Raw genomic sequence first — 15,362 nt, forward strand, 5'->3', positions numbered from 1 at the left:
GCAACTCAATTCACTCGTGTGAGTTAACGGGCGGTGCTGCGGCGACGCCGACCCAGGGGCGCCGCTCGTCGTCGGCGTCCCGCCCGGACAGCCCGTGTGCTCCGGCGGGCGTCCACGCCCAGGCGTGCGCTTCGTTCGGCATACGCCGGGCACCGAGCACCCAGTGCGCGCGTCGTCCGCACAACGCGATCGTGAGGACGGTGGCGAGCGACACCTCCATGCACGCGATACGGCCCGGCCACCAGGCTGGGCGGATCAGCGGTACGGCGGCCGCCGCCGACGCGGCCAGACCGGGCGGGCGGCGAGCGGCAGCACGCGCAGGCCGCCCAGCAGCCATATGCGGGCACGCAATGGCAGCCGCATCACGGTGAGCGCCAAGGCGAGCCCCACCCTGGCCAGCACGCGCATGCCCGGACCGCAACTCGCGCACGGCGCCGCCACCGTCGTCAGGACGGGCAACTGTGCGGGTAGGCGGGCCGATCCGCGGTCGGCGTCGGTAAGCAGCCCCGCCCGCTCCAGGCGCCCCACGGTGCTGAAGACGATCTCCTCGACATCCCCGGGCATCCCCTCCGACCGCATTCGTTCGGCCATTTCGGGAAGCGTGCCGGACAGAGCGGCCGACCAGATGCGTTCGGTGGCCTCGTTCATCCACTGCCAGGTGCCGTTGCGCAGGGCCAGCACGGCGACGGAGCCGCCGCCGAGGTCGGCACGGTGCACACCGGGCGGCACCCGCATCACCTCGCGCCTTCTTCCGGCGCCGGGGACCTGGTGCGGTCGAGCCACCATGAGGTGATCAGGAAGGACTCCAGGGCAGGCAGCGGAGGCCGTCCCACGCCCGCTGCCGCCTCGTCCAACGCGGCGTGCACGACGGCAGGATCGATGAGCCCTCGGTTCACCAGTTCACTGGCGTCGATCACCCGGTGCAGTTCTGGGCGCCGAGCCCGTAGTCCCTCGTACAGCAGTGGCGTGAAGTGGCCCTTGGACTGGCGTCCTGTCAGCCAGCCCGGCAGGTCCGCCCGGGCCAGGGCGAGCAGAGGCTTGTAGCTGTCCGGTCGGCGTCGCTCGCCCGCGCCGATGCGCAGGCACGCCCTGACGACGTCGTTGTCCAGGAACGGAGATACCTGGCGGACGCCGTGTTCCGCGGAGAGTGGCTCGCTGTCGCGCATGGCCGAGCCGTTGTAGCGCAGCGCGCTCCAGTCGTCCCACTCGCCCGCGTCGACGTCGCCCACCGCGTGTCCGGAGTGCGCCAGCATTCCGGCGACCGCCTCACGCCCAGTCGGTGTCAGCCATCGGGTGGCCGGACCGATCGGGCACCACGTCCATACCCCGAGCCCGTGGCCGAGCAGCCGACCCTGTGCGACGGCCTCAGCCGCCCGGTAGAGCGCGGACGGCCGACCTCGTGCCCCCTCGCGGACCACCCGCCACAGCGGACCCGGCGCCGTGTTGACCCGGCGGGCCAGGGCCGTCACGGCCGCCCGCGCCCGCCGCGTCTGTCCGTCCTGCGCGAGCGCGGTCCACGCGGCGGTCGAGGACTCCAGCACGACATCCCCGCCGTGCCCGGTCAGGTGGACCGCGGAGAATCCGCGTGCCGGGGGCAGGTAGTCGGCGTCCAGGGGATACGAGGACACGGGCAGTACCGGGGCGTGCGGGCGGGTGTGGGGCCAGCGGGAGAAATGGGCGGTGCCGTTTCCGCCGGAGCTGATGTGATGCTCGGCGCCTACATACTGGGCGACTTGCCGGGCCAGGCGCGTGTCCGTGCTGTCGGCGAGCGGGCCGCCGTAGGTGACGGCCATGACCGGGCGAACCGCCGCAGCGGCGATGACGACCGCCGAGGAGTCCAGGCCACCGGACAGATCCGCGCTCACCCGGGGGCCGGCCGCGTGGGCGTAGCCCTGGGTCGCGGCCCACAGCGCGGCCCCGACCTCTTCGGCGCCCGCCTCCAGGCTCCGCCCGTCCGGTCGGAGCCGTACGTCGACGGTGCGCGTTCCGGCTTCGTCCAGGATCAGGGCGTGTCCGCCGGGAACTCGCTCGATGCCCGACCACACCGACCGTTCGGGCCAGTGCTCGGCCGACCCCACGGTTATCCGGGCCACCAGCAGTTCCAGGTCGGGGCCCCGGCCGAGCTGTGCCGCGAGGGTGGCGGCGTCCGTCGCCCACACCGGCCCCCTGTCGGTCCGTGCGGTGAAGACGCCCCTGCCTTCCGCGAGGTCTCCCGCGACGACCGTCCGCTTCCGCTCACTGTCGTGGACGGCCATCCAGTACGACCCGCTCATGCCGGTGATCGCTTCGGGCCGTCCCGAGGCGACCGCCACAGCAGTGCGGGAGACTTCCGCGTCGTCCGCCGGGCATACTCCGGCGATCACGGCTCCGACCGTCCCCGCCGTCATCACCCGCACCTGTGAGCCGGGGGCGTGCCACACGCCCGCGGTGCGCGCGGCCCCTGCCGGAGCGCTGAACGCGCCTCCGGCCAGCCATGGCGAATCCACGTCGCCTGCCTCCTTCGCTGTCATCCGGACAGAGTGCGGGGCGGCGCGGCCACCAGGCCACGCCACCCCGGGGGATCTAGGTGCGGCGAGGTCAGCCCTCGAAGTAGTTCGCCTTGTCGGAGTCGTTGAACGACTGGCGCCCGAGCGTGACCTCGTCGGCCTCGGCCGAGGCCAGGACCGGCAGTTCGCCGGTGCAGGCGGGGGCGCTGGTGGTGTCGTCCATGGGAGATCCGTCCCTTCTCGTACGACAGCCGATGCCGGACGGCACCAGCCGTGGAGCAGCGGTGCGGTGCGGAGGAAGGAGGGCGATCAGAGCCGGTACCACTCGACCGCGCCCTCGCGGTGGCCCTCCTGGTCGCGGCCGAGAGTCACCGTGTCGGTGTCCTCCGACCGCAGCATGGGGAAGCTGCCGGAGTCAGTTTCCCGCCGTGTTCCGATCTGCTCGGTCATCGACATGCTCTCCCTCGTTCCGATGGTTGCGGCCGTGGTGCTGCCTCCATGTCACCGCGATCGAGGGGCCGTTCCCAGAGACGGAGTTGGGGACTTGCTGGGAGTGGATCTGGGAGAAAGCTGGGACGCTCCTGGGACGGAGGTCAGCCGTCGAGCAGGTTCAGGGCGGCTCGACGGTAGATCGCGTACACCGTGGGGAGTTCCGCGAGGTGCGCGCGTTCGTCCGTGCCGTGCAGGCCCTGGTACGGGACGCCGAAGCCTGCGGTGGCGGGGATGCCCTCACCGGCCAGCAGGTTTCCGATGTTCGAGGGGCCCGCGGTCTTCGCGCGTACGGTGAGCCCCGCCTCGGCGGCCGCGTTCAGCAGGACGGCGGCGGGCTGGTCGTTCTCCGTCAGGCGGAACGGGGGCCAGGAGGCGACCGGGGTGATCCCGGTGGGCGCCGGAGCGGGGAGTTCCGCGTCCAGTCGGGCGACGGCTCCGCGTACGAGCGTCTCGGCGTCCTGGGCGCCGAAGCCGGGAGTCGTCCGGACATCCACGTTGAGGTCGGCCCGGTCCGGGGTGACGGAAAACCCCTGACCGCTGTGGAAGGCGGTGACCGACAGCTTCGGCGGCAGTGGAAATCCCGAGTCCGTTGCCGCGTCGGGCAGTTGAGTCTCGTCCAGCAGCCGTACGAGGTGAGCGGCACGGGAGATGGCCCCCACCACGCTCTTCCGGGAGCCGGAGTGTCCCGCCGGAGCGTGTACGGAGATCGTGGCGCGCCACAGCCCCCGGCCGCCGACCACCACCTCGTCCATACCGGGGTAGCCGATCATCACCCCGGCGGGCCGGGTGGTGTGTGGATCGGCCAGGTAGGCGCGGGCACCACCGAAGCCGCCGGTGTGCTCGTCCACGTCCAGCAGCACGGCGAGCCCGCCACGCAGCGTCTCGGCGTGAGGGGCGAGGTCGGCCGCGATGTGGCAGAACAGCGCGGCGGCGAGCTTGGAGTCGGCCGAGCCCCGGCCCAGCAGCCAGCCGTCCACGATGTCGCCGGAGTAGGGCGGGAAGGACCACGCGGACTCGTCGCCGTACGGGGCGGTGTCCACGCACGCGTCCAGCGTCCACCACGGTCCCGGTCGGCCTCCGGCGACCTCCACCAGCAGGCCCACCACCGCACCCGCGCCGTCCCGCAGGCGCCGGTGCGGCAGGCGGTGCGCGGTGAGCCAGTCTTCCAGTACGCCGAGAACGGGCCCGTAGTCGTCGACCCCCGCCCGGCTCGGGTGCCGGATCAGCTTCTGGGCCAGCTCGACCACGGACGCGGTACGCGACTCGGCCGGCGGCTGAGAATCCCTGTCCACGCTGCTCCCCACCATGTCACTCGCGCCGCACCCGGAAAGCGCGGACCGCTTCCATCGTTTCCACCGGACGCGCCGAGGCGCATGCCTCCCGCCCATGGTGGACCAAGCCCACCGCCGCCTCGCGGTTCAGCAGGACGCCGCAGTCGAATCCCTCCGCCCCGTGGAAGGACGGCATCGGAACCACAGCGGCGGCCTCCGAGGCGACGAAGAAGCGCTCAGGGGCCTCCGGCCGTTCGACCACCCCGATGTGCAGGGTCTTGACGCCGTTGCGGCGGGCCTCGGGATCGCGCAGCTCCAGCAGCCGGGACAGATGGTCGACCAACTCCGGACGCCTGGGCGCTCCGTACAGCACCCGGTAGTGCACCAGGTCGGCGCGCTCGGCCACCGCCGTTTCGATCGCGGCCAGGTACGCCGCCTCCCGTGACCGGGAGCCCGTCACGACCAACTGCTCTCGAGCGTCCGTGACGACACCGATCATCGCCTCGATCAGGTCTGTCCAGCGGGTGAGCACCCTGACGACCACAGCGGTGCCGGAACTCTCCAACACGCTTGCCGCGGCGCCGTCCTGGTGGGCGAAGAGCACCTCCGGGCGCTCCCGGTACAGGCGGCAGAGCCCGGCCCGGTTCCGTTTCCCGGTCCGCTTCCGACCGGACTCCCACGCGCTCATCAGGCTCGCGTCCGTCGCCCCGCCGGTTATCGCGTTCAGGGCGTCGGCAGCGTCCTCCAACGTCATGTTCAAGGCAAGCCGGGCCCGCTTCAGCGCCGTCATGGGCACCACCCTTCCGGCTCGCCGTGGATCACACGTCAGCCGACCTTGAGGTTCTCCACGAACGTGGCCCACGCAGTCGGCCGGAAGGCGAGCTTCGGGCCGTGCGGCGCTTTGGAGTCGCGTACGGGGATGTGGGTGGGGTGGGTGTCGGCTACTTCCAGGCATTCGCCGCCGCTGCCGCCGCTGTACGTCGACTTGCGCCAAGTGGTGGGGACTGGCTCAGGGGTGTTCCACATGCGCGTAATCCTGTGCCATGTCCTCAAGCAGAACAAGGGACTTCGCTGGTGAGAGGGCGCTGGCCGCCAGCAGATCGAGAGTGTGCCGGAGATGCCGCACCGTTGCTGGGTCGTCCTCAAGTCGGCCAGTTCCCACACCCTCGAAGTAGAGAAGAGGGGGCGCGTCCTCGAAGTCCATCAACTTGACGGAGCCTTCCATCGAAGCGTGTGCGCCCGCGGTGAACGGCAGAACCTGCACGATGGCTCGGTTCTGCCCGGCCACGGCGGCGACGTGGTGAAGCGCTTCCGCCATCACCTCTCTGCTCCCCGTCACGCGGCGAAGTGCTGCCTCGTCGATCACCACCCACAACAACAGGTCTGTTGGATCGTCGAGGAGGACAGCTCGGTCTATCCGGGCTGTCACCAGATCGTCGAGCCTGCTCTCGGGTGCTGTCGGCCGATACGCCCGGAAAACAGCTCGTGCGTACGCGGGGGTCTGGAGCAGCCCGGGTAGCAACAGGGGCGCGTACTGCTTGATCGCCGTGGCCTGCGCCTCCGCTTCCGCTGCCTCGGCGAAGTGCTCCGGGTGCTTGGACTTGGCCGTCGCCGTGCAGTTGCGGGTGAAGAAGTCCCCCGTATCCAGCTCCACGTCCAGCATCCGCGCGTACTCCAGTTGCATCCTCCGGGCCCCGGCCTCCAGTTGGCCGATGAACGAGCCGCTCACGAAGAGGATTTGGCCCAACTCCGTCTGCCTCAGCCCCTTCCGCTGCCGCGCATGGCGCAACTCCGCTCCGATCATCGCTCGCGGTGACGACGACGGGTCGAGGTCCTTGGGTCCTGGCATCGCTGCCCCCTGTCCCACAGGTGAGGTTGTTGGCACGGCCTGTATGGCCAGGTTAGGAGCGGCGCCGCCACTCTGTGTGCAGAACGGCAACACTCAGCGTGGAGGGAAACGGCATGACGGACTCTGCTGACCAGGCGGTCGAGCGGCTGCGTACCGCACTACGGGACGCGGGCATCGTGCTGCCCTCGTTGCGGGTCGACCCGGTGACCGAGGTGTACGGCGGACGCAACACCCTGGTGGACCTCGGGAGTTGCAACCTCGATGTGGCCTCCCGCCTCGCCGCCGCGCTGACGGAGCGGGGGGAGTGAGTGGCGACGACGCCCCGGCCGTCGGCTCGTACGCCCTCGACGTGCGGGACGGTCGGCTCGGGGAGGTCATGGGCCGGGTCGGCGGGCGGGTCCAGTTGCGGCCGGTCGGTGGCGGCCGGGAGTGGGACGTACCGCCGGAGCACCTGGGGGAGGCCGCGCCCGCCGACGTGCTCCGGGAGCGCGTGCGGCTGCTGAACCGGGACGCCCGAAGGCGGGTCGAGCTGGGCTGAAAGGGCGGGAGTGGCCGGGGTCACATGGGCCCGTTCCGGTGGGGCGGAATGAAGAGCCGTGGATACCAGTTGTTTCACTAGGTGCACCATTGCGTGCTCACATACCAGCCGGTATATACGACAGACACCGTTCACCCGAGGAGCCCCCACGTGACCGCTACGACGCCCGCCGCCAGCCGCGCGGCCCAGCTCCTGTCCCGCCCGATCACGCTGAACGGCCTCACGGTTCCGAACCGGATCGCGATGGCCCCGATGACCCGGATGTTCTCGCCGGGCGGCATCCCCGGTGCGGACGTGGCGTCGTACTACTCGCGCCGTGCCGCGAACGGCGTCGGCCTGATCGTCACCGAGGGTACGTACGTCGGGCACGACTCGGCCGGTCAGAGCGACAGCGTGCCGCGGTTCCACGGCGAGGAGCAGCTCGCGGGGTGGGCGAAGGTCGCGCAGGACGTGCACGCGGCCGGCGGCACGATCGTGCCGCAGCTGTGGCACATCGGCATGGTCCGCCGCGAGGGTGAGCCGCCGTTCGCGGACGCTCCCGCCATGGGGCCGTCCGGCATCCACAAGGAGGGCGCCGAGCCCAAGGGCAAGGCGATGACGCAGTCCGACGTGGACGACGTCATCGGCGCCTTCGCGCAGGCCGCCGCCGACGCCGAGCGCATCGGCTTCGACGGTGTCGAGATCCACGGCGCGCACGGCTACCTGCTGGACCAGTTCCTGTGGGCGGGCATGAACCGCCGTACCGACGCCTACGGTGGCGACCCGGTCGCCCGCGCCCAGTTCGCGGCGGAGATCGTCGCCGCCGTGCGCGAGCGGGTGTCCGCCGAGTTCCCGGTCATCTTCCGCTACTCGCAGTGGAAGCAGCAGGACTACACCGCGCGCCTGGCCGAGACCCCGGAGGAGCTGGAGGCGATCCTCGCCCCGATCTCCGCCGCCGGTGCCGACGTCTTCCACGCCTCCACCCGCCGCTACTGGGAGCCCGAGTTCGAGGGCTCCGACCTCAACCTGGCCGGGTGGACCAAGAAGATCACCGGCAAGCCGGTCATCACCGTCGGCTCGGTCGGTCTGGACGGCGACTTCATGGGCGCGTTCCAGGGCGAGGGCTCCCCGGTCAAGGGCATCGAGGACCTCCTCGACGGCCTGGAGCGCGAGGAGTACGACATGGTCGCCATCGGCCGCGCCCTCCTCCAGGACCCGGAGTGGGCCGCGAAGGTGCTCGGGGGCCGCTTCGACGAGCTGGCGGCGTACGACGCCGCCGCGCTGACGTCGCTCAGCTAGGCAGGTGCGGCGAGGCGCCGGGTGGGTGAACTCCCGTCCGGCGCCTTTGCGTTGCCCTCGCGCCTCAGCTCTCCGGGTCCACCGCCGTCAGCCGTACCGTGCCGTCCTCCGACACCGACCAGCCGGGGTTGTGGCAGACCTCCCAGCGGTGGCCGTCCGGGTCGGTGAAGTAGGCGTGGTAGCCGCCGAAGGCCGCCCGTCGGGGTTCCTTGAGGATCTTCGCCCCGGCCTCGCGGGCCCGGTCCACCGCCGCGTCGACCTCGGCGGGGGAGTCGAGGTTCTGGGCCAGGGTGAAGGGGGTGCCGGGGGTGGCCGGGGCGCCGGTGTCGGCGGCCAGGTCGGTGAGGGGGAAGAGGGCCAGGGCCAGCCCGTTGCCGACCTGGTAGAAGACGATCTCGTCCAGGTCGAGCAGCGGGGTCCAGCCGAGCCCCTCGCTGTAGAAACGGCGGCTCGCCGCGAGGTCCCCGACGCCCAGGGTGACCATGCTGAGCTGCTGGTCCATGCTGCTGCCTCCGGTCACAGGTTGCCCATCGGCTCGATGTCCACCTGGGTGGGGGTGCCCCAGACGCGGAGCACCTCGTAGTCGGTGAACTCGTGGACCAGGCGGTACGCCATCGCGGGGCGCGAACCCCGGCGCGCGGCGGCGAGGTACGCCTCCGCCTCGTGGCGGTCGCGGCGCGGGGTGCCGCACAGTTGCCACTCGCGGCCGTTCCACGCCTCCGGCAGCCAGCGCTGCTGGGGCTGCGGGCGGTCGGCGCGGACGCCGTAGCGGGAGGGGGCGGTCGCGGGCGCCTCCGGGCCCCGGCCCTGCCCGCCGTACTCCGCGCGGCGGGCGGCCCGGCGGCGGGTCTCGCACAGCAGGCAGAGGTCCGGCGCGCTCTCGTCCACCGGGCCCTGCGGGTGCTCGGCGCAGCGGGTGGTGGGGACGCCGGCCGAGACACTCTCGTCCAGCAGGTCCAGCGCCCGCCGCAGATCGGCCTTGACCTCGTGCAGCCGGGAGTCCGGGGTGTCGGCGGTCAGCGCGTCACCGTGCTCCCCGACGAGCCGGAGAGCACGGCCGAGCGCGGTGAGCTGGGCGTGATTCATGCTCCCAGCTTCTCACCCGCGCGGGGGGACACCGGATGCGCGAGGATCGGTCCGGACCCGTTGCTGTACGTCCGACGACCCCGGAACCGTGGAGGGCATCCCGTGAGGATCAACCTGGCCAGCGTCTTCGTCGACGACCAGGAGAAGGCGTTGCGCTTCTACACCGAGGTGCTGGGCTTCGTGAAGAAGGCCGACGTGCCGCTCGGCGCGTACCGGTGGCTGACCGTGGTCTCGCCCGAGCAGCCCGACGGCACCGAACTGCTGCTGGAGCCGGACGCCCACCCCGCGGCCAAGCCGTACACCTCCGCCCTCCACGGCGACGGCATCCCGGCCACCTCCTTCGCCGTGGACGACGTACACGCCGAGTACGACCGGCTGCGCGGTCTCGGGGTGCGCTTCACCCAGGAGCCGGTGGCGGCGGGCGCGGTCACCATCGCGGTGCTGGACGACACCTGCGGCAATCTGATCCAGCTCGCCCAGTACGCCTAACCGTGGTGCAGCAGGCTGCCCTTGCCGCAGGCCGGGGTCTGCTGTGCCAGCGGGAGCGGGGAGACCGCCTTGACCACCGGGACCACGGTGAGGTCCGCCGCGCAGGCGGTGGTGTCCTCGGCCGTCCAGTGGTCGTCGGTGGCGGCGTGGGCGGGGGCGGCCAGCGCGGCGGAGGACGCGGCGACGGCGAGCGTGGCGAACAGCAGCTTCTTCATGTCAGGGGCAACGACGGGGAGGGGCGGGCGTCACGCCGGGTCCCCGGGAGTCCGTCCGGCGGGCGACGGCGTCTCGCCGCGCGGTGCCGTGCCGCGCGGTGACCTGCCGCGCGGTGTCGTGCCTCGTGGGAAGCCGAAGGCGAGGGTCGCCGCGAAGCCGGTCGCGTAGGCCGTCAGGAGGCCGCCCGCGTAGATGGCGATCGCCGGGGCCGGGCCCTGGTTGCCGGTGAGGAGGGGGAAGAGGGCCCAGCCGGACGGGCCGATGGCGGTGGCGCCGACCTTCTCGCCGAGCATGGCGAAGAAGCCGACGAACGCCCCGCCCGCCGACCCGCCCACACAGGCCGTGATGAAGGGGCGCCCGAGGGGGAGCGAGACGCCGTAGATCAGGGGCTCGCCCACGCCCAGCAGGCCCGCCGGGAGGGCCGAGCGGATCGTGGTGCGCAGGGTGGTGTCGTGGCGCAGGCGTACGTACACCGCGAGCGCGCCGCCGACCTGGCCCGCGCCCGCCATGGCCAGCAGGGGGAGCAGCACGGTGTAGCCCTGCTGCTCGATCAGGGTGGTGTGGATGGGGATCAGGGCCTGGTGCAGGCCGAGCATGACGAGGGGGAGGAACAGTCCGCCGAGGAGCAGGCCCGCGAAGGCGCCGGTGGTGGTGAGCAGCCAGTTCGCGCCGGTGCCGATGGCGGTGGCGACGGCTCCGGCCGCGTACATCAGGCCGTACAGCGTGGCGAGGCCCGCGACGAGGACGGTCACGGTCGGGGTGAGCAGCACGTCCAGCGCGCCCGGCAGGCGGCCCCGGCACCACTTCTCCACCCTGGTCGCCAGCAGCGCGGCGGCGAGCGCGCCGAGGACCCCGCCCTGGCCGGGGGAGAGGTGCACCCCGAACGCGGTCACCTTCGCCACGCCCGGATAGACGACGACCGCGGCGACCGCCCCGCCCAGGATCGGGGTCCCGCCGAACTCCTTCGCGGTCCGGTAGCCGACGAACACCGCGATCAGCGCCATGAACCCGGACGCGATGGCCGCGAGGGCGGGGGTGAGGCCGGGGAGCCAACCGGCGTTCACCAGCAGGCCGTTGATCCCCGCGATGACGCCGCAGCCGATGAGGGCGGGGATGAGGGGCACGAAGACGTTGGCCACGCGGCGCAGTACGGCTCCGCCTCTCGTCGCGGGCGCGGGCGCGGGCCCGGGAGCCGTGGCGTCGGACCCCCCTCCCGCGTCGACGGCGCCCGTTCCCGCCTGTACGCCCCCGGCGCGCGCCGCCGCCGCGAGCTGCCGTTCCACCTCCGCCGTCACCGTGTCGACCACCCCCGGCCCCAGTACGACCTGGAGCGACGGTGTCCCCGCCCCGATCACGCCGAGCACGCCCGGCAGCGCGCGCAGCGACTCCTCGTCCACGGCGGCCGGGTCGGCGAGGGTGAGGCGCAGGCGGGTGAGGCAGTGGGTGACCTGGGTGATGTTGGCGGGGCCGCCCGTCAGGGCGAGGACGTCGGAAGCGGTGGCGGAGTCGTTGCGCACCCTCCGAGCCTGCGCGCCGGGAGGCCATCGCAGCCGGTGCGGCGCGCGGGACTCCTCCGTAAGGCGGGCGCCCGTACGCGTCGCCGCTACGCGCCCGCCTTCCCCAGCGCCGCCCGCAGCCGCCCGTCGGACTCCTCCAGCAGGCGCGTCGCCGTGCCCCCGTCCACACCCGCCAGGACGACCAGGATCGCGGTCTTCACCTCGCCGTCCGCCTCGGTCAGCGCCCGCTCGATCTCCGCGTCCTCCGCGCCCGTCGCCTGCGCCACGATCCGCCGGGAGCGGGCCCGCAGCTTGGCGTTGGAGGCGCGCACGTCGACCATCAGGTTCCCGTACGTCTTGCCGAGCCGGATCATCGTGATCGTCGACAGCATGTTCAGCACCAGCTTCTGGGCCGTGCCCGCCTTCAGCCGGGTCGAGCCGGTGAGCAGCTCGGGGCCGACGACCACCTCGATGCCGTGCTCGGCGGCGGCCGCGAGCGCGCTGTCCGCGTTGCAGGACAGGCCCACCGTGAGCGCCCCGGCCGCGCGGGCGTGCTCGAGGGCGCCGACCGCGTACGGCGTACGCCCGGAGGCGGAGACGCCGACCACCGAGTCGTCCGGGGTCAGCTTCAGCGCGTCCAGGTCGGCGCGGGCCAGCTCGGGGGAGTCCTCGGCGCCCTCCACGGAGTTCACCAGCGCCCCAGGGCCGCCCGCGATCAGCCCGACGACCTGGCCGGGCGCGGTGTTGAAGGTGGGCGGGCACTCGGAGGCGTCCAGCACGCCGAGCCGTCCGGCGGTACCGGCCCCGGCATAGACCAGGCGTCCGCCGCGGCCCATGCGGACGGCGATGGCGTCCACGGCGGCGGCGATCTCGGGCAGCCGGGCGGCGACGGCCGCGGGGACGCCGGTGTCCTCGCCGTTCATCAGCCGGGCGATGTCCAGGGTGGGCAACTGGTCGATCCCGGCCAGCTCCGGCCGGAACGCCTCGGTGGTCAGGGTGGCCAGCTCGCTCTGCAGGCGAAGTGAGTCGGTCATCTGGTGCGGCTCTTTCCGGTCGTCGGCGAACGAAGAAAGCTAACGCTGGGCGCTCCGGTGCCGGTGGGCCAGCGCCTCGTACGACGCGGCCAGCGCGGGCGCCGCCTTCTCGTACGTCCGCTGCGCCACGCCCACGAACAGGCAGTCCACCACGAGGAGTTGACTCGTGCGGGAGGACATCGCGGCGGGCCGCAGCTCGCTCTCGCGGGAGGTGGCGGTGGTCAGCACATGGTCGGCGTACTGGGTGACGGGCGAGTCGGGGCGGCCGGTGATGGCGATGGTGGTGGCGCCGCGTTCGAAGGCGGTGCGCAGCGGTTCTATGACGTCGCCGGTCGAGCCCGAGTGGGTGATGGCGATGGCCACGTCGCCCGCGCGGAGCTGCACCGCGTTGGTCACCGCGAGGTGCGGGTCGCCCGGCGCGTGCGCGACCAGCCCGATCCGCAGCAGCTTCTGGGTGAGGTCCTGCGCGACCAGTCCGGACGCCCCGATGCCGTACACGTCGGTGCGGCGGGCGGCGGCCAGCGCGGTGACGGCCGCGCCGAGCTGGGCGGTGTCCAGTCCGGCGGCGGTGTCGGCGAGGGTCTGCTGCTCCTCGTAGGCCAGTTTGGCGACCACGTCGGTCAGCGGGTCGTCCACCGCGATGTCCGTGGTGATCGCGGGCGCGCTCCCGGACTCCTGGCGGGCCGCGAGTCCGGCGAGGGCGAGCCGGAGGTCGCGGTAGCCGGGGTAACCGAGGATGCGGGCGGTGCGGACGACCGTGGCCTCGCTGGTGCCGGTCAGCTCCGCGAGCCCGGTGACGGTGAGGGCGGCGCAGCCCGCCGGATCACCGGCCACGGCCGCCGCGACACGCTGCATGGACCGGGTCATGGACGGGGTGAGGGTGCGCACCTTGGCGGCGAGCGAGCCGCCGGGACTCCCGAAAGTTTCCTTCACGTCCTGGGTCACCCCTGAAAGATATTTCCGGTTCGGCAGGCGGGGCAAGAGTGCGCACAATGGGTGCATGGACGACGCCACAGATCCCGTCAGCCCGCTCGAACAGGCGTTGCATGCGGCCCGCGCGCTGGTGCTCGCCGACCTGATGGCGAGCGAGGTGGCCGAGGCGGACGTGGTCTCCCTGGTCGAGGAGTCGCTCGCACAGCGCCGCTGGTGGGTGGAGCAGTGGCCGGAGGGCGCGGACTTCGTCGCCGGGCTGGTCGCGCAGGACGTGCAGGACGCGCTGCTGGACCGGCAGGGCCGCTGGCCGCTGTGCCCGGCCTGCGCCACGGGCGACCCGCACGCGCTGGACGTCGAACCGGAACTCGGCCCCGACCCGCACTGGGTCTGCCACGAGGCGGGCGTCGACGTCGCCCCCGTCGGCTCCCTCGCCACCGCCCTGGACGGGAACACCCCCAAGTGACGGCCCGCCCCGCGTGACCGTCTACATCGACCCGCCCACCTGGCCCGGCCACGGCCGCCTGTGGTCCCACCTGGTCAGCGACGTCTCGTACGACGAGCTGCACCTGTTCGCGGCCGCCCTCGGCGTCCCCCCGCGCGCCTTCGAACGCGACCACTACGACATCCCGTCCCACCGCTACGCCGACGCGGTGGCCGCGGGCGCGGTGGAGGTGCGCAGCCGCGAGGTGGTCCGGCTGCTGCACGCGGCGGGGCTGCGGCGGCGCAAGGGGACCTAGGGGGTGTGGGCGGGATGGCCCGGTGGGCCTTCGTCGGTGAGGTCCGGGTCGGCGCCGTACCAGTCCAGGATCAGCAGGAAGACGATGCCACCGGCCACGATTCCCGCCAATATCGCGGGGAAGACCGCGCCCAGGAGGGCGAACAGCACCGTGAGCGGGAGCGGGCTCAGGATCAGGAAGAAGAGCCAGCCCAGGCGTGCCGAACCCGAGGTGCGGCCGACGTAGAAGGAGAACACGCCGGACGCGACCAGCCACAGCGGCATGATGAGCGGGGCGAACACGACCAGGATCAGCAGCATGAGGCTCCCGTGAGCGGGGGGTGTCGGCGGGCCGGGCGTGATTTCGCGGTCAGCCCGCGTACACGTACAGCCGCAGCCCGCTCGCCGTGCCGTGTTCCTCGCGGGCCGCCTCTTCCTGTTCCGTTCCGGCGCGCTGGAAGCCGACGCGGGCCAGGACGCGCTGGGAGGGGGTGTTCTCGGCTTCGACGGTGGCGATGACCGTGTGGACGTCGTCGCGGGCGAGGGCCCATTCCGTGAGGGCGCGAACGGCCTCCGCGGCGTAGCCCCGGCCGCGGGCCTCGGGGACGAGGTCGTAGCCGATCTCCACGCGGCCCTCGGCGTCCGGGGTGCCGTGGAAGCCGATGCCGCCGACCGCGAGGCCGTCCTCCGGGCGGACCAGGATGAAGACGCTGAAGTCGGGGCGGTGGACGCCCGCCTCGTAGCCCTTGACCAGGAAACCGGCCGCCTCGCGGGTGCCCTCGTAGGGGGCGCCGCCCAGCCAGTCGAAGCCGCCGTCGCCGCCCAGGCGGAGGTCGCGGGCGGCGGCCGGGCGCAGGCCGGTCAGGGTGAGGCGTTCGGCGGGGATCACGAGGTTGTTGTGCCAGCGCCAGTCGTCCACCGCCGGGCGGCCCGCCAGCTCGCCCCGGCCGGTCGCCCACAGCAGGGTCGGCCAGGCTTCCGGGCCCGGCTGGACGTGCGGGAAGATCGAGGTCAGCACGGATTCGGCGAGGCTCTCGGCGGGCGTGTAGTCCAGCCCGAGGCCCTGCGCTATGTCATGGGTGTGCAGCAGTACCTCGGCCACGCCCATCGCCGCGAACCCCTCGCGGTCGGCGCTGCGGAACGGGTACGGGTGGAAGGCGCGGTCACCGGGCGCGGCGGTGTTCACGGCGGCGGCGAGCAGCGCGCCGGTGGTCTCCAGGACGTGCAGCAGACCGTCGTTGCCGGTGCCGTCCTCCAGGCGCATCTCGAAGGGGACGTACGCGTCCCGCGCGTGTCCGGCGAGGTTGCCCGCGTAGGCGAGGAGGCACTCGGCGACATGCACGGCGGTGGCATGGCAGTCCCAGTCCACGCCCCCGGCGCGGACCGCCGTCCAGTCGCGGTCCACCGCCGCGCGCAGCGTCGTCACGCAGCCGCGCACGGCCTCGGTCACCTGGTCCCCGCTCATCGCTCGCATGCTCG

Annotated in this window: 23 protein-coding genes; 6 read left to right on the forward strand and 17 right to left on the reverse strand. The window is 72.8% G+C overall.

The annotated features are described in order from the left end of the window. Window positions 1-10: 10 nt before the first annotated feature. The 9 genes from ACIPPM_RS25500 to ACIPPM_RS25540 all read right to left on the reverse strand — a co-directional run bounded on the left by ACIPPM_RS25500 (window position 11) and on the right by ACIPPM_RS25540 (window position 6,098). The gene (locus tag ACIPPM_RS25500; RefSeq protein WP_401451882.1) at window positions 11-337 is read right to left on the reverse strand and encodes a lasso peptide biosynthesis B2 protein; all 327 of its coding nucleotides are present in this window, start codon (window positions 335-337) and stop codon (window positions 11-13) included. Beyond that, window positions 256-786: a hypothetical protein gene (locus ACIPPM_RS25505; protein ID WP_401451885.1), complete on the reverse strand. Its 531-nt coding sequence runs from the start codon at window positions 784-786 to the stop codon at window positions 256-258. Before ACIPPM_RS25505 ends, ACIPPM_RS25500 begins: the two co-directional genes overlap by 82 nt. Continuing rightward, the gene (locus ACIPPM_RS25510; RefSeq protein WP_401451887.1) at window positions 735-2,510 is read right to left on the reverse strand and encodes an asparagine synthase-related protein; all 1,776 of its coding nucleotides are present in this window, start codon (window positions 2,508-2,510) and stop codon (window positions 735-737) included. Before ACIPPM_RS25510 ends, ACIPPM_RS25505 begins: the two co-directional genes overlap by 52 nt. A gap of 67 nt (window positions 2,511-2,577) precedes the next feature. After that, window positions 2,578-2,709: a hypothetical protein gene (locus ACIPPM_RS25515; protein WP_401451890.1), complete on the reverse strand. Its 132-nt coding sequence runs from the start codon at window positions 2,707-2,709 to the stop codon at window positions 2,578-2,580. Between the two features lie 86 nt (window positions 2,710-2,795). Then, the gene (locus ACIPPM_RS25520; protein ID WP_401451893.1) at window positions 2,796-2,936 is read right to left on the reverse strand and encodes a hypothetical protein; all 141 of its coding nucleotides are present in this window, start codon (window positions 2,934-2,936) and stop codon (window positions 2,796-2,798) included. A 143-nt stretch (window positions 2,937-3,079) separates the two neighbouring features. Beyond that, a complete protein-coding gene (locus ACIPPM_RS25525) occupies window positions 3,080-4,270 on the reverse strand; it encodes a M20 family metallopeptidase (RefSeq protein ID WP_401451895.1) in 1,191 nt (396 codons plus the stop codon). Window positions 4,271-4,286: 16 nt separating this feature from the next. Continuing rightward, on the reverse strand, window positions 4,287-5,039 hold the full coding sequence (locus ACIPPM_RS25530; RefSeq protein ID WP_401451898.1) for an XRE family transcriptional regulator: 753 nt from the start codon (window positions 5,037-5,039) through the stop codon (window positions 4,287-4,289). A gap of 35 nt (window positions 5,040-5,074) precedes the next feature. Beyond that, window positions 5,075-5,275, reverse strand: coding sequence for a DUF397 domain-containing protein (locus ACIPPM_RS25535; RefSeq protein ID WP_401451901.1), 201 nt, complete (start codon window positions 5,273-5,275; stop codon window positions 5,075-5,077). Next, window positions 5,259-6,098, reverse strand: coding sequence for a helix-turn-helix domain-containing protein (locus ACIPPM_RS25540; RefSeq protein ID WP_401451904.1), 840 nt, complete (start codon window positions 6,096-6,098; stop codon window positions 5,259-5,261). Before ACIPPM_RS25540 ends, ACIPPM_RS25535 begins: the two co-directional genes overlap by 17 nt. Window positions 6,099-6,211: 113 nt before the next feature. Between ACIPPM_RS25540 and ACIPPM_RS25545 the strand changes: the two genes are divergently transcribed. From ACIPPM_RS25545 to ACIPPM_RS25555, 3 genes are all read left to right on the forward strand, one after another. Then, window positions 6,212-6,406 (forward strand): hypothetical protein, encoded by a 195-nt coding sequence (locus tag ACIPPM_RS25545; RefSeq protein WP_401451907.1) that lies wholly within the window; start codon window positions 6,212-6,214, stop codon window positions 6,404-6,406. Then, window positions 6,403-6,636, forward strand: a complete 234-nt coding sequence (locus tag ACIPPM_RS25550; protein ID WP_401451910.1) for a hypothetical protein — start codon at window positions 6,403-6,405, stop codon at window positions 6,634-6,636. Before ACIPPM_RS25545 ends, ACIPPM_RS25550 begins: the two co-directional genes overlap by 4 nt. Before the next feature lie 150 nt (window positions 6,637-6,786). Next, window positions 6,787-7,914: an NADH:flavin oxidoreductase gene (locus ACIPPM_RS25555; RefSeq protein ID WP_401451913.1), complete on the forward strand. Its 1,128-nt coding sequence runs from the start codon at window positions 6,787-6,789 to the stop codon at window positions 7,912-7,914. Window positions 7,915-7,978: 64 nt separating this feature from the next. On the opposite strand, the gene ACIPPM_RS25560 is transcribed toward ACIPPM_RS25555, so the two are convergent. Together ACIPPM_RS25560 and ACIPPM_RS25565 are read right to left on the reverse strand one after the other, a co-directional pair. After that, window positions 7,979-8,416, reverse strand: coding sequence for a VOC family protein (locus tag ACIPPM_RS25560; protein ID WP_401451916.1), 438 nt, complete (start codon window positions 8,414-8,416; stop codon window positions 7,979-7,981). A 14-nt stretch (window positions 8,417-8,430) separates the two neighbouring features. Beyond that, window positions 8,431-9,000, reverse strand: coding sequence for a hypothetical protein (locus ACIPPM_RS25565; RefSeq protein WP_401451919.1), 570 nt, complete (start codon window positions 8,998-9,000; stop codon window positions 8,431-8,433). Between the two features lie 102 nt (window positions 9,001-9,102). Between ACIPPM_RS25565 and ACIPPM_RS25570 the strand changes: the two genes are divergently transcribed. Further along, window positions 9,103-9,489: a VOC family protein gene (locus tag ACIPPM_RS25570; protein ID WP_401451922.1), complete on the forward strand. Its 387-nt coding sequence runs from the start codon at window positions 9,103-9,105 to the stop codon at window positions 9,487-9,489. Here ACIPPM_RS25570 and ACIPPM_RS25575 read toward each other — a convergent pair. From ACIPPM_RS25575 to ACIPPM_RS25590, 4 genes are all read right to left on the reverse strand, one after another. Continuing rightward, window positions 9,486-9,704 (reverse strand): hypothetical protein, encoded by a 219-nt coding sequence (locus tag ACIPPM_RS25575; RefSeq protein ID WP_401451925.1) that lies wholly within the window; start codon window positions 9,702-9,704, stop codon window positions 9,486-9,488. The two genes, ACIPPM_RS25570 and ACIPPM_RS25575, sit on opposite strands and share 4 nt — an antisense overlap. 30 nt (window positions 9,705-9,734) lie before the next feature. Next, window positions 9,735-11,222 carry a PTS transporter subunit EIIC gene (locus ACIPPM_RS25580; RefSeq protein WP_401451928.1) on the reverse strand — a complete coding sequence of 496 codons (1,488 nt, stop codon included), beginning with the start codon at window positions 11,220-11,222 and terminating at the stop codon, window positions 9,735-9,737. 86 nt (window positions 11,223-11,308) lie between these two features. Continuing rightward, complete coding sequence (gene murQ / locus ACIPPM_RS25585; protein WP_401451931.1) at window positions 11,309-12,235, reverse strand: N-acetylmuramic acid 6-phosphate etherase; 927 nt, start codon at window positions 12,233-12,235, stop codon at window positions 11,309-11,311. A gap of 39 nt (window positions 12,236-12,274) precedes the next feature. After that, window positions 12,275-13,180 (reverse strand): MurR/RpiR family transcriptional regulator, encoded by a 906-nt coding sequence (locus ACIPPM_RS25590; RefSeq protein WP_401451933.1) that lies wholly within the window; start codon window positions 13,178-13,180, stop codon window positions 12,275-12,277. Between the two features lie 55 nt (window positions 13,181-13,235). Here ACIPPM_RS25590 and ACIPPM_RS25595 point away from each other — a divergent pair, with 55 nt between their 5' ends. Both ACIPPM_RS25595 and ACIPPM_RS25600 read left to right on the forward strand, forming a co-directional pair. Then, on the forward strand, window positions 13,236-13,631 hold the full coding sequence (locus tag ACIPPM_RS25595) for a hypothetical protein (protein ID WP_393594877.1): 396 nt from the start codon (window positions 13,236-13,238) through the stop codon (window positions 13,629-13,631). Window positions 13,632-13,644: 13 nt separating this feature from the next. Further along, window positions 13,645-13,905 (forward strand): DUF4031 domain-containing protein, encoded by a 261-nt coding sequence (locus ACIPPM_RS25600; RefSeq protein ID WP_401451936.1) that lies wholly within the window; start codon window positions 13,645-13,647, stop codon window positions 13,903-13,905. Here the strand turns inward: ACIPPM_RS25600 and ACIPPM_RS25605 are convergent. After that, window positions 13,902-14,204 carry a hypothetical protein gene (locus tag ACIPPM_RS25605; RefSeq protein ID WP_401451938.1) on the reverse strand — a complete coding sequence of 101 codons (303 nt, stop codon included), beginning with the start codon at window positions 14,202-14,204 and terminating at the stop codon, window positions 13,902-13,904. The genes ACIPPM_RS25600 and ACIPPM_RS25605 overlap by 4 nt on opposite strands. Window positions 14,205-14,253: 49 nt before the next feature. After that, a complete protein-coding gene (locus ACIPPM_RS25610) occupies window positions 14,254-15,357 on the reverse strand; it encodes a GNAT family N-acetyltransferase (RefSeq protein WP_401451940.1) in 1,104 nt (367 codons plus the stop codon). Window positions 15,358-15,362 lie beyond the last annotated feature (5 nt).

The organism is Streptomyces sp. NPDC090119, assembly GCF_044747085.1.
Lineage (GTDB): Bacteria > Actinomycetota > Actinomycetes > Streptomycetales > Streptomycetaceae > Streptomyces.